Annotated in this window: 12 protein-coding genes; 8 read left to right on the top strand and 4 right to left on the bottom strand. The window is 69.0% G+C overall.

Features of this window, described 5'->3' with window-relative positions; all coding sequences use genetic code 11:
- Positions 1 to 3 precede the first annotated feature (3 nt).
- The 4 genes from recF to dnaA all read right to left on the bottom strand — a co-directional run bounded on the left by recF (position 4) and on the right by dnaA (position 6,246).
- Complete coding sequence (recF, locus tag ACF089_RS18370) at positions 4 to 1,251, bottom strand: DNA replication/repair protein RecF (protein ID WP_392027497.1); 1,248 nt, start codon at positions 1,249 to 1,251, stop codon at positions 4 to 6.
- A 32-nt stretch (positions 1,252 to 1,283) separates the two neighbouring features.
- Entirely contained in the window at positions 1,284 to 2,162 is an 879-nt protein-coding gene (gnd, locus tag ACF089_RS18365; RefSeq protein WP_392027494.1) for a phosphogluconate dehydrogenase (NAD(+)-dependent, decarboxylating), read from the bottom strand.
- Positions 2,163 to 2,287: 125 nt separating this feature from the next.
- Positions 2,288 to 3,418: a DNA polymerase III subunit beta gene (gene dnaN / locus ACF089_RS18360; protein WP_392027491.1), complete on the bottom strand. Its 1,131-nt coding sequence runs from the start codon at positions 3,416 to 3,418 to the stop codon at positions 2,288 to 2,290.
- A 1,067-nt stretch (positions 3,419 to 4,485) separates the two neighbouring features.
- Complete coding sequence (gene dnaA / locus ACF089_RS18355; RefSeq protein WP_392027488.1) at positions 4,486 to 6,246, bottom strand: chromosomal replication initiator protein DnaA; 1,761 nt, start codon at positions 6,244 to 6,246, stop codon at positions 4,486 to 4,488.
- A gap of 377 nt (positions 6,247 to 6,623) precedes the next feature.
- On the opposite strand from dnaA, the gene rpmH reads away from it, so the two are divergent.
- From rpmH to ACF089_RS18315, 8 genes are all read left to right on the top strand, one after another.
- Positions 6,624 to 6,761, top strand: a complete 138-nt coding sequence (rpmH, locus tag ACF089_RS18350) for a 50S ribosomal protein L34 (RefSeq protein ID WP_323448769.1) — start codon at positions 6,624 to 6,626, stop codon at positions 6,759 to 6,761.
- Positions 6,762 to 6,779: 18 nt separating this feature from the next.
- Positions 6,780 to 7,151, top strand: coding sequence for a ribonuclease P protein component (gene rnpA / locus ACF089_RS18345; protein ID WP_392027485.1), 372 nt, complete (start codon positions 6,780 to 6,782; stop codon positions 7,149 to 7,151).
- Positions 7,148 to 7,507 (top strand): membrane protein insertion efficiency factor YidD, encoded by a 360-nt coding sequence (gene yidD, locus ACF089_RS18340; protein WP_392027482.1) that lies wholly within the window; start codon positions 7,148 to 7,150, stop codon positions 7,505 to 7,507. The genes rnpA and yidD overlap by 4 nt, the downstream gene beginning before the upstream one ends.
- 3 nt (positions 7,508 to 7,510) lie before the next feature.
- The gene (gene yidC, locus ACF089_RS18335; RefSeq protein WP_392027480.1) at positions 7,511 to 8,758 is read left to right on the top strand and encodes a membrane protein insertase YidC; all 1,248 of its coding nucleotides are present in this window, start codon (positions 7,511 to 7,513) and stop codon (positions 8,756 to 8,758) included.
- A 14-nt stretch (positions 8,759 to 8,772) separates the two neighbouring features.
- Entirely contained in the window at positions 8,773 to 9,300 is a 528-nt protein-coding gene (locus tag ACF089_RS18330; protein ID WP_392027478.1) for a protein jag, read from the top strand.
- Between the two features lie 114 nt (positions 9,301 to 9,414).
- Complete coding sequence (rsmG, locus tag ACF089_RS18325; RefSeq protein ID WP_392027475.1) at positions 9,415 to 10,131, top strand: 16S rRNA (guanine(527)-N(7))-methyltransferase RsmG; 717 nt, start codon at positions 9,415 to 9,417, stop codon at positions 10,129 to 10,131.
- Between the two features lie 275 nt (positions 10,132 to 10,406).
- Complete coding sequence (locus ACF089_RS18320) at positions 10,407 to 11,483, top strand: ParA family protein (RefSeq protein WP_392027472.1); 1,077 nt, start codon at positions 10,407 to 10,409, stop codon at positions 11,481 to 11,483.
- A complete protein-coding gene (locus tag ACF089_RS18315) occupies positions 11,480 to 12,577 on the top strand; it encodes a ParB/RepB/Spo0J family partition protein (protein WP_392027470.1) in 1,098 nt (365 codons plus the stop codon). The genes ACF089_RS18320 and ACF089_RS18315 overlap by 4 nt, the downstream gene beginning before the upstream one ends.
- Positions 12,578 to 12,669: the final 92 nt, after the last annotated feature.

Below are 12,669 nucleotides of genomic sequence, written 5' to 3'. Positions count from 1 at the left end.
TGTTCATACCCGCGCCACCTCTCCGCCGGACACGGAGTACCGCGCCCCGGCCAGCACGCCCGGGACATCGTCGTCCACGGCCGCGGTCACCAGCACCTGCTCGCCCGGAGCGACCAGTTCCGCCAGCCGTTCCCGCCGCCGGGCGTCCAGCTCGGCGAAGACGTCGTCCAGGACGAGCACGGGCTCGGCGCCCTCGGACCGGAGCAGCTCGTACGAGGCCAGCCGCAGCGCCAGCGCGTACGACCAGGACTCGCCGTGACTGGCGTACCCCTTCGCGGGCAGCCGTCCCAGCTTCAGCACCAGCTCGTCGCGGTGCGGGCCGACCAGGGTCACCCCGCGCTCGATCTCCTGCTTGCGGGAGCCGCCGAGCGCGGCCATCAGGCGGGCGTACAGCTCCTCGCGGCCGGGTCCGAGGCCGCTCGCCGGGAGCGCGTCCGACGGGAGGCCGCCCGCTCCGGGGGCACCGACCGGTCCGGCCGCCAGGCCGCCCGCCGGCTCGCCCGCCGCTTCGCCCGGCGCGGCCGCACCGGCCGCCGCGTCGGCGGAGGAACGGTACTCCAGCACGATCGGTCCGCCGCCGGGCGCGAGCGACTCGTACGCCTTGTCGGCGAGCGGCTGGAGCGCCGAGATCAGTTCCAGCCGCCGGGCCAGCAGCTCCGCGCCGGTCCGGGCCAGATGCTGGTCCCACACATCGAGCGTGGAGAGATCGGCGCCGGTCTTCGACGCGCCGTGCCGCCGGGCCATCGCCGCGGACTTCAGCAGGGTGTTGCGCTGCTTGAGCACCCGGTCGTAGTCGGAGCGCACCCCGGCCATCCGCGGGGAGCGGGCGGTGACCAGCTCGTCCAGAAAGCGCCGGCGGTCCCCCGGGTCGCCCTTCACCAGGGCGAGATCCTCCGGCGCGAAGAGCACCGTACGGACGATCCCGAGCACATCGCGCGGTCTGACCTGCGACGATCTATTGATACGGGCGCGATTGGCCTTCCCCGGGTTCAGCTCCAGCTCGACCAGCTGGGAGCGCTCGCCCTGGGTGACGGCCGCACGGATCACGGCCCGCTGGGCGCCGACCCGGACCAGCGGCGCGTCCGAGGAGACCCGGTGGCTGGCGAGGGTGGCCAGATAGCCGACCGCCTCGACCAGATTGGTCTTGCCCTGTCCGTTCGGCCCCACGAAGGAGGTGACGCCCGGATCGAGAGGGACCTCGACCCGGGCGTACGAGCGGAAGTCGGCCAACGACAGATGCGTGACATGCATGGATATGGGCCGACCTCCCCCGGCTCAGGGACTTAGCTCTTGTTCTCCACCGCGTGGCCGCCGAACTGGTTGCGCAGCGCGGCGATCATCTTCATCTGCGGGGAGTCGTCCTGGCGGGACGCGAACCGGGCGAACAGCGACGCGGTGATCGCGGGCAGCGGCACGGCGTTGTCGATGGCGGCCTCCACCGTCCAGCGGCCCTCGCCGCTGTCCTGGGCGAACCCGCGCAGCTTGTCCAGGTGCTCGTCCTCGTCCAGCGCGTTGACCGCGAGGTCCAGCAGCCAGGAACGGATGACCGTGCCCTCCTGCCAGGAGCGGAAGACCTCGCGCACGTCGGTGACCGAGTCGACCTTCTCCAGCAGCTCCCAGCCCTCGGCGTAGGCCTGCATCATGGCGTACTCGATGCCGTTGTGGACCATCTTGGCGAAGTGGCCCGCGCCGACCTTGCCGGCGTGGACCGAGCCGAACTCGCCCGGGGGCTTCAGGGCGTCGAAGATCGGCTGCACCGCGGCGACGTGGTCGGCGTGGCCGCCGTACATCAGCGCGTAGCCGTTCTCCAGGCCCCAGACGCCGCCGGAGACTCCGCAGTCCACGAAGCCGATGCCCTTGATGCCCAGCTCGACGGCGTGGCGCTCGTCATCGGTCCAGCGCGAGTTTCCGCCGTCCACGACGATGTCGCCGGGGGAGAGCAGCTCGGCCAGCTCATCGATGGTGGACTGGGTCGCGGCGCCCGCCGGGACCATGACCCACACCACACGCGGGCCCTTCAGACCGTCCACAAGCTCCTGCAGGCTGTGGACGTCGGCGAGGTCCGGGTCGCGGTCGTAGCCGATGACGGTGTGGCCCGCGCGGCGGATGCGCTCGCGCATGTTGCCGCCCATTTTGCCGAGGCCGACGAGGCCGAGCTCCATCTTCGTGTCCTTAAGCGTCGAATGCCGATGCGTAAACCGGTTCCGAGCCTACGCCGGAGTGCGGTGTGCAGCCCGACGGGCCTGCCCCGGTGGGAACAGGCCCGTCGTGATCGTCCGGCCGGGGCTCAGCCCGAGAGCCGTACGGGCATGATCAGGTACTTGTACGCCTCGTCCGCCTCGGCGTCCACGGCGGGCTTGCCGCTGAGCAGCGCCGGCTTGGTGGAGGTGGTGAACGACAGCTGGGCGACCGGGGAGTCGATCGCGCTCAGGCCGTCGAGCAGGAAGGTCGGGTTGAAGGCGATCGAGATGTCGTCGCCGTCCAGCTGGGCGTCGACGCGCTCCACAGCCTGTGCGTCGTCGCTGGAGCCCGCCTCCAGGATCAGCACGCCCTGCTCGAAGCTGAGCCGGACCGGGGTGTTCCGCTCGGCGACGAGGGCGACGCGCTTGACGGCCTCGACGAAGGGCGCGGTCTCGATGACCGCCACCGAGTTGAACTCGGTCGGGAACAGCGTCCGGTACTTCGGCAGATCGCCTTCGAGCAGCCGGGTGGTGGTGCGGCGGCCGGCGCCCTCGAAGCCGATGAGGCCCTCGCCCGCACCCGAGCCCGAGAGCGCCAGGGTGACGGTGTCACCGCTGGTCAGGGCCTTGGCGGTGTCCAGGAGCGTCTTGGCGGGCACCAGCGCGACGGCGGAGGCGTCCGGGTTCTCCGGCTTCCAGAGGAACTCGCGGACCGCGAAGCGGTAGCGGTCGGTGGAGGCCAGGGTGACCGTCTCGCCCTCGATCTCGATGCGCACACCGGTGAGGACGGGCAGCGTGTCGTCGCGGCCGGCCGCGATGGCGACCTGGGCGGCGGCGGAGGCGAAGATCTCGCCGGGCACGGTGCCGGTCGCGGTCGGCATCTGCGGCAGCGCCGGGTACTCCTCCACCGGAAGGGTGTGGAGGGTGAAGCGCGAGGAGCCGCAGACGACGGTCGCCCGTACACCGTCTGTGGAAATCTCCACCGGGCGGTTGGGGAGGGCGCGGCAGATGTCGGCGAGCAGCCGGCCGGAGACGAGAACGGTGCCGCCCTCGTCGACCTCGGCCTCGACGGAGACCTTGGCCGAGACCTCGTAGTCGAAGCTCGAGAAGCTCAGCGCGCCGTCCTCGGCCTTCAGCAGGAGGCCCGCGAGCACGGGCGCCGGCGGACGGGCCGGGAGGCTCCGGGCCACCCACGCCACCGCCTCCGCGAGTACATCGCGCTCAACCCGGATCTTCACCGGAACCGCCTCCTGCTGTTGCTGGCTCGCCTTGCTGGCCTCGTCGTCGGCTGTGTCGCCGGGGACCAGTCTGACGCACCGCACTGACAGTCGGCGCTGCTCGGGGTCAAGTCGTGATCGAGGGTGTCGCGGTCCGCCGGGCCGAGTTGTGCACAGGGCCTTCTTCCAAGCGGATTCCCAGCTAACTCTAGGTGGGAGTAGTAGTAGGGCCTGTGGAAACCGTGGATAACCCCGTTTTCGCAGGTCAGGGCCTGTTTTTTATCCACCGTGCCTGTGGGTGGAGCCGGTGGATAACCAGGTGCTTCTGTGGACACCGGAAAGTTCTGCACAGGCCATGCACAGCCCGGGGGCAGTTCTCCCCAGCCCTGTCCCCAGCTTTACCCAGGTTCCCCACAGCCCAATCCGCCTCGTTGGTGTGACGGCTTTCACTCGACACGGTGAGAGCGGCCCCGATGTTGCCGAACAGTGGACAGCGCTGTGGACAAGCTGTGGGCAACCGGCCGCTGCCTGTGGGTTGCCGGTGGACAACTTTGATCACAGCCTGTGGACGTTTTCTCTGTCCACAGGCTGTGGACGAAGGTTTGCCACAATTCCACAGGGTGCTGACCTGCTGTGATGATCATCGGGTGGCTCCGCCTGTGGACACAGTCTGGACAACTTCCCAGTCCCCAGGCTGTGGACGGGAAATTCTCCCCCAATCTGTGGAGAAGAGCGTCACGCGGGCCGGTATTCGAACAGCGCCGACGCGCCCGGTCGCGGCTCCGCCCGCCCGGAAGGGGCCCGGAGCCCTCCGAAACGGGCTCGCGGACCTCCGAAACGGGCCCGGCGACCGCCGGAACCGACCCCGGCGACCGCCGGAACCGACTCCGGGTACGGCCTCGAGACGCTCCCGGAGCGCTCGGCGGAGGCGTCCCGGTGGTCGGTTCCGGGCGGGCCGGGACGCGCTTCCCGATCGCGCCGGGGTCCGTGGCGCGCCCGGCGCCGCCCCCAGCCCCGCCGCCAGGACGACGAGGAGCGCCCCGGGAGTCGGACTCCCGGGGCGCTCCTCGTGGTGCCGTACGGCGCTGTCAGCCGTTCTTGATGCGGTTGGTCAGCTCGGTGACCTGGTTGTAGATCGAGCGCCGCTCCGCCATCAGTGCCCTGATCTTGCGGTCCGCGTGCATCACCGTCGTATGGTCCCGGCCGCCGAACTGCGCGCCGATCTTCGGCAGGGAGAGATCGGTCAGCTCACGGCAGAGGTACATCGCGATCTGCCGGGCCGTGACCAGCACCCGGCTGCGTGACGAACCGCACAGATCCTCCACCGTCAGCCCGAAGTAGTCGGCGGTCGCCGCCATGATCGCGCCCGCGGTGATCTCCGGGGCCGAGTCCTCGCCGCCCGGGATCAGATCCTTCAGCACGATCTCGGTCAGCCCGAGATCCACCGGTTGCCGGTTGAGCGAGGCGAACGCGGTCACCCGGATCAGCGCGCCCTCCAGCTCGCGGATGTTGCGCGAGATCCGGGACGCGATGAACTCCAGCACCTCCGGCGGGGCGTTCAGCTGCTCCTGGACCGCCTTCTTCCGCAGGATCGCGATCCTGGTCTCCAGCTCCGGCGGCTGCACATCGGTCGTCAGACCCCACTCGAAGCGGTTGCGGAGCCGGTCCTCCAGGGTCATCAGCTGCTTGGGCGGCCGGTCGGAGGAGAGCACGATCTGCTTGTTGGCGTTGTGGAGCGTGTTGAAGGTGTGGAAGAACTCCTCCTGCGTCGACTCCTTGCTCGCCAGGAACTGGATGTCGTCGACGAGCAGGATGTCCACGTCCCGGTACCGCTTGCGGAAGGTGTCGCCCTTGCCGTCGCGGATCGAGTTGATGAACTCGTTGGTGAACTCCTCCGAGCTGACGTACCGCACCCGCGTCCCCGGGTAGAGGCTCCGCGCGTAGTGACCGATCGCGTGCAGCAGATGGGTCTTGCCGAGCCCGGACTCCCCGTAGATGAAGAGCGGGTTGTACGCCTTCGCCGGGGCCTCGGCGACCGCCACGGCCGCCGCGTGCGCGAACCGGTTGGAGGCCCCGATCACGAAGGTGTCGAAGAGGTACTTCGGGTTCAGCCGGGCGTGCGGCTCGCCGGGGCCGGGAGCCGGCGAGGGCTGCGCCCCCAGCGGACCGGTCGCGCCGCCGGGGACGCCCCGGTGCGGCGAGGGGGAGTCCGACGGATCGCGGCGCTCCGGACGCGGCTCGTACCCCTGCCGCTCGGGCGGCTGCGGGGAGCGGTAGTCCTGCTGCGGCTGGTGCGGGCGGGTGGTCGCGTACGGATCGCGGTCCTGGAAGCCGCCCAGTCGCGGCTGCTGCCAGGAGAGGTCCTCCTGGCTCCGGGGCCAGGAGCCGGGCTCGGGCCGCTGCTGCTGATAGTCGGGGTACGCGGGGCGGACCTCGGGCAGTCCGTCGTCCTGGGCGTGGTGTCCCCCGTATCTTCCGTAGGGCTCGTCGCGCGGGTAGCCCTGCGGCTCGTCGTGCGGGGGGCCGGGGTACGGGGAGTTCTGCTGGGGGGCGCCGGGCTGCGGGGCCGGGGGGCCGCCCGCGGAGTCGTCGACCGTGATCGCGATCCTGATCTGACGTCCGCACTCACGGCTCAGCGCCTTGCTGATCAGCGGGGCGAGCCGGCTCTCCAGGACGCGCTTGCCCCATTCGTTGGGGGCGGCGAGCAGCGCGGTGTCCGAGACCAGGGCGAGCGGCTGGCAGCGCTCGAGCCACTGCTTGTCCTTGGGCTCGACGCCCTGCCCCTCCGCGAGCAGCTGCTCCAGTACGCGTGGCCACACTGCGGCAAGCTCGGCAGGTACGTCAGCCACAGGGCACGCTCTCTCGCAGGTCCCACGAATGTGTGGTTCTCGGGACGGGGAAGGGATCTGAAGGACAGGCAAGGACAGAAAGGAAAAGTTCCGGAGTTCAGCCAAGGTAGTCAGGGCGGGCCGGGTGGTTCAAGTTGTTGTCCACAGCCTGTGCACAGTGGACCCCGCCATGAGGCTGGTTTGACCGGATGGCGTAGCCGCGCGTACCGTAACCAGGTCGAGTTGTCGATGGCTGCTGCCGCCTGCCTCCGATGGGCAAACATCACTCTCCGTGATGGTGAAGCGGTGCACACGGGCGTAAACGCGAGCTTCTCGTGGGCGCACGGTGACAGCCAGGCGATGTTTCGCCATCTACGAGCCATTTCTGGAGCCCCCGAGTGAGCAAGCGCACCTTCCAGCCGAACAACCGTCGTCGCGCGAAGACCCACGGTTTCCGTCTGCGTATGCGTACCCGCGCCGGCCGCGCGATCCTCGCGTCGCGCCGTGAAAAGGGTCGCGCCCGCCTGTCCGCCTGACCGCATACAGGTCATGACGTGCTGCCTACCGAGAATCGGCTGAGGCGGCGCGAGGACTTCGCGGCCGCGGTACGACGGGGTCGGCGGGCAGGCCGCCCGCTTCTTGTCGTCCATCTACGCAGCGGTTCACCGGACCCGCACGCGCCTGGGGAGAGCGCTCCCCAGACGTGTGCGGGTTTCGTCGTGAGCAAGGCAGTGGGTGGCGCGGTCGTACGCAACAAGGTCAAGCGCCGACTGAGGCATCTGATACGCGACCGGCTGGCCGAGCTGCCCCCCGGTAGCCTGGTGGTCGTACGGGCGCTGCCCGGAGCGGGCGACGCCGATCATGCACAGCTGGCCCGAGACCTGGACGCCGCCCTCCAGCGGTTGCTGGGAGGGGGCGCGCGATGAAGTACCCGCTGCTGGCCCTGATCAAGCTGTACCAGTGGACGATCAGTCCCTTGCTGGGGCCCGTCTGCAGGTACTACCCGTCGTGTTCCCACTACGGATACACGGCCATCGACCGGCACGGTGCGGTCAAAGGCACGGTGCTCACCGCCTGGCGGATTCTGCGGTGCAATCCGTGGTCGCCGGGCGGTGTGGACCATGTGCCGCCCCGTAAGCGTCCGCGATGGCACGAAATGCTGCGTGATGCCGTGCGCGGCCGCAAGGGCGGGAACTCCGCCGCCGATGTGCCTACCCGGGAGACGTCCACCGAACTCCCGAGTCCGGCAGCAGAGACCCCGCCCCATGCTCAAGGAGCCTGATTAGTGGACACGATTGCCAGTTTCTTCAGCTTCATCACCACACCTGTCTCGTGGATCATCGTCCAGTTCCACAAGCTCTACGGGGCGATCTTCGGTCCCGATACGGGCTGGGCCTGGGGTCTGTCGATCGTTTCGCTGGTGATCCTGATCCGCATCTGTCTGATCCCGCTCTTCGTGAAGCAGATCAAGTCGATGCGGAACATGCAGGCGCTCCAGCCGAAGATGAAGGCGATCCAGGAGCGCTACAAGAGCGACAAGCAGCGTCAGTCCGAAGAGATGATGAAGCTGTACAAGGAGACGGGCACCAACCCGCTCTCCTCGTGCCTTCCGATTCTGGCGCAGTCGCCGTTCTTCTTCGCGCTCTACTACGTGCTCTCCAACATCGCCTCGGGCAACACCGTCGGAGTGATCAACAAATCACTGCTCGACAGCGCCCGTGAGGCCCACATCTTCGGCGCTCCGCTGGCCTCGAAGTTCATGGACAGCCCCGGCAAGGTCGAGGCCCTCAACGCCTCCCTGCTCGATGTGCGCATCGTCACGGCCGTGATGATCGTCCTGATGTCGGCCTCGCAGTTCTACACGCAGCGCCAGCTGATGCAGAAGAACGTCGACCTCACGGTCAAGACGCCGTACATGCAGCAGCAGAAGATGATGATGTACATCTTCCCGGTGATCTTCGCTGTGATGGGCGTCAACTTCCCCGTCGGTGTTCTCGTCTACTGGCTGACCACCAACGTGTGGACCATGGGCCAGCAGATGTACGTGATCAACCAGAACCCGACGCCCGGCAGCAAGGCCCAGGACCAGTACCTCCAGCGTCTGCTGAAGTCCGTCGGCGCGCGGGGCGAGGTCCGGTCGCGGCGCAAGCGCAATGTCGTCCAGGCCATCGTCGCCAAGGGCCCGGACCGCAATGACAACGAGCGCAAGTTCATCAGCGGTCTCGCCAAGGTCGGCTACGCCGCTCAGCCGGACGGCACGGTGGCCAAGAGCGAGACGCCCGTCGAAGAGGCCGAGGGCGGCGTCGCGCACAAGCGCCAGCAGCCCAAGCGGCAGACCAAGGCGAAGCGGCAGTCCGCCACCGCCCAGGGCGCGGCCAAGGCCGACGAGGCCGAGGACAAGCTCTCGCTGAAGAAGGACTCGCCGCAGGACGCGAAGCCGAAGACGGCCGGCAAGCCTGCCGCACGCCAGCAGCCCAAGGCGGGACAGCGCAAGGGCCAGCAGCGGCCCAAGCACCCGTCGTCCAAGAAGTAAGAAGGAGTCCATCAGTGACGGAAGGCACCATCCCCGCCGCCGCCGAGGAAGCCATCGCCGAGGAAGGCGACACGCTCACCCGCCTTGAGCAGGAGGGCGAGATCGCCGCCGACTACCTCGAGGGTCTGCTCGACATCGCCGATCTCGACGGTGACATCGACATGGACGTCGAGGCCGACCGCGCGGCTGTCTCGATCATCAGCGACTCATCCGGCCGGGACCTGCAGAAGCTCGTCGGCCGGGACGGTGAGGTTCTGGAGGCGCTCCAGGAGCTGACCCGTCTCGCCGTCCACCGGGAGACCGGTGACCGCAGCCGGCTGATGCTGGACATCGCGGGTTTCCGCGCCAAGAAGCGCACGGAGCTCGCCCAGCTGGGCGCCAAGGCCGCCGACGAGGTGAAGACCACCGGTGAGCCGGTGAAGCTGAGCCCGATGACGCCCTTCGAGCGCAAGGTCGTGCACGACGCGGTCGCCGCCGCGGGTCTGCGCAGCGAGTCCGAGGGCGAGGAGCCGCAGCGCTTCGTCGTCGTGCTCCCCGCCTGATTCCTCTTCGATCATCGGCCCCGTCTGTATCGCAGGCGGGGCCGATCTTTGTCAGCCTGATAGTCAGCCACCAGGTCCACATTGCGACAGTGCGGTACGGAAGGACGGTCCCCCGTGACGGAGGCAGCAGAGCTTCCCCAGGCGCCCGACGCGGCGCGGACGGTTTTCGGAGATTTCTATCCCGAAGCCGTGCGCTATGCGGAGCTGCTGGCCGATGTCGGAGTCAAGCGCGGTCTCATCGGGCCCCGTGAGGTACCGCGGCTCTGGGAGCGCCATATGCTCAACTGCGCCGTGCTCTCCGAGGTGGTCCCGGAAGGCGTCTCGGTCTGCGATGTGGGCTCCGGGGCCGGACTGCCCGGCATCCCCCTGGCGCTGGTACGCCCCGATCTGAAGATCACGCTCCTGGAGCCGCTGCTCCGCCGGACCAACTTCCTCCAGGAAGTCGTCGAGCTGCTGGGCCTGGACCATGTGACCGTGGTGCGCGGCCGGGCGGAGGAGGTCCTCGGCACTCTGCCCCCGGTCCATGTGGTGACGGCCCGTGCCGTGGCGCCGCTCGACCGACTGGCCGGCTGGGGCGTTCCGCTGCTCCGCCCCTACGGCGAGATGCTGGCGCTCAAGGGCGACACGGCCGAGGAGGAGCTCAAGGGGGCCCGTGCCGCGCTGAGCAAGCTCGGTGTGGTGGAGACCTCGGTGCTGCAGGTCGGCGAAGGACTGGTGGACCCGCTCTCCACCGTGGTGCGGGTCGAGGTCGGGGAGAGCCCCGGCGGAGTGCGATTCGCGGCGAAGCGCGCCAAGGCGGCGCGCACCAGCCGTTCCCGCCGACGACGCTGAGCCGCGGTCCCGAGCCGCCGGGCGCGCCTGTCTCCGGGCTGCTCCATACCAGCAGGGGTGGATGGACAGCCCGGAGTGTCGAAGGGATGTAGTCCTGCGGCCCGTGCATCGTGTTTCACGTGAAACGTCGCTCACTGCTGCAAGGAATCATCAGCCGCGGGCGTGCCGCCGCCCCGATTCGGAGCCGGAAGCCCCCCGCCCGGGCCATGGAGTTGTCCACAGAGGTGGATTCATCCACAGAAGCACGGGCCTCGCTGGTTCCTGACCCCGAAAGCATGGCAGGCTCTCTTCATCGCGAGCCTGAAGTCGAGGAAGGTGAATCCTTGCGGTCCGACGCCAACATCGCGGGACCGATGACCGATCCGGTCCCCGGCCCCCGTACCGAGTCGCCGGGAGAGGATGTTTCACGTGAAACACCGCCCCCGATGGACGACACTCCTATCGGCCGAGCCGCTCAGCTCGCCATGGAGGCCATGGGGCGTGCCGGTGAGGGCCTGCCCCGACCTGAGCAGACCCGCGTCATGGTGGTCGCCAACCAGAAGGGCGGCGTGGGCAAGACGACCTCCACGGTCAATCTCGCCGCCTCACTGGCGCTGCACGGCGCACGTGTTCTGGTGGTCGACCTCGACCCACAGGGCAATGCCTCCACGGCGCTGGGCATCGACCATCACGCGGAGGTCCCCTCTGTCTATGACGTTCTGGTGGACAGCAGACCGCTCTCCGAGGTGGTCCAGCCGGTGCCGGACGTCGAAGGTCTCTTCTGCGCCCCCGCCACCATCGATCTCGCCGGTGCGGAGATCGAGTTGGTGTCGCTGGTGGCGCGGGAGAGCCGGCTCCAGCGGGCGATCCAGGCCTATGAACAGCCCCTGGACTACATCCTCATCGACTGCCCGCCGTCGCTCGGTCTGCTGACCGTCAACGCGATGGTCGCCGGCGCGGAGGTGCTGATCCCCATTCAGTGCGAGTACTACGCGCTGGAGGGCCTGGGGCAGTTGCTGAGGAATGTGGATCTGGTGCGGGGTCATCTCAACCCCGCTCTGCATGTGTCCACGATCCTTCTCACCATGTACGACGGCAGGACCCGGCTCGCCTCCCAGGTGGCGGAGGAGGTCCGCAGCCACTTCGGTGAGGAGGTGCTGAGGACGAGCATTCCCCGCTCGGTCCGTATCTCGGAGGCTCCGAGCTATGGGCAGACGGTGCTCACCTACGATCCGGGCTCCAGCGGCGCCCTGTCGTATCTTGAGGCCGCCCGGGAGATCGCCCTGCGCGGAGTCGGAGTTCAGTACGATCCGCAGCCTGCCCATCTGGGCGCCCAGAACAGCCAGCAGAACATCTCGGAGGGGATCCAGTGAGCGAGCGACGTAGAGGGTTGGGGCGTGGGCTCGGTGCCCTGATCCCTGCGGCTCCCCAGGAGAAGCAGATGTCTCCCGGGGGACCGTTGGGCTCTCCGGGAGCGGGTCCGGTACTGACCACGGAGCGGGGTGTCGCGGCCGCCAAGGTGACCTCGCTGCCGGCGGCGCCCGCCGCCGAGGCGTCCCTGCCGGCGCCGGCCACCGAGCCGGTGCCACAGCATCTGGAGCCGTCCGGGGCGCACTTCGCCGAAGTGCCGATCGACTCGATCACTCCCAACCCGCGTCAGCCCCGGGAGCTGTTCGACGAGGACGCGCTGGCCGAGCTGGTCACCTCCATCCGAGAGGTGGGGCTCCTTCAGCCGGTCGTCGTCCGTCAGCTGGGGCCCGACCGCTATGAGCTGATCATGGGCGAGCGCCGCTGGAGGGCCTGCCGTGAGGCCGGCCTGGAGCGGATCCCCGCGATCGTGCGCCACACGGAGGACGAGAAGCTCCTCCTGGACGCGCTGCTGGAGAATCTGCACCGCGCTCAGCTCAACCCGCTGGAGGAGGCGGCCGCCTACGACCAGCTGCTGAAGGACTTCAACTGCACCCATGACCAGCTGGCCGACCGGATCGGGCGCTCCCGCCCCCAGGTCTCCAACACGCTGCGGCTGCTGAGGCTGTCGCCGCCGGTGCAGCGCAGGGTCGCGGCGGGAGTGCTCTCGGCCGGTCATGCGCGGGCCCTGCTCTCGGTGGAGGACTCCGAGGAGCAGGACCGGCTCGCCCATCGCATCGTGGCCGAAGGGCTCTCCGTGCGGGCGGTCGAGGAGATCGTGACACTGCTCAACTCCAGCCCGACGAGCCCGGCCAAGCCGAAGGGCCCGCGTGCGGGCGGCCGGCTCTCGCCCGCGCTCTCCGATCTGGCCTCACGGCTCTCGGACCGTTTCGAGACCCGGGTGAAGGTCGACCTCGGTCAGAAGAAGGGGAAGATCGTCGTCGAGTTCGCCTCGATGGACGATCTGGAGCGCATCCTCGGCACCCTCGCCCCGGGCGAGGGACGAGTCCTGGAGCAGGGTCTCACCCCGGACGAGGACGCGCGGGACGACGAAGGCTGAGTCTCTCGGCGGTGTGCGGGGCGGGCGGTGTCCGGGGGTTCTCCGGACACCGCCCGCCCTTTGCGCTGACTCGGCATCTCCTCAGGGAGCGG

It is taken from the genome of Streptomyces sp. NPDC014894 (assembly GCF_043080985.1).
In the GTDB taxonomy this organism is placed as follows: Bacteria; Actinomycetota; Actinomycetes; order Streptomycetales; family Streptomycetaceae; genus Streptomyces.
This window is presented reverse-complemented; position numbering and strand designations above follow the sequence as displayed.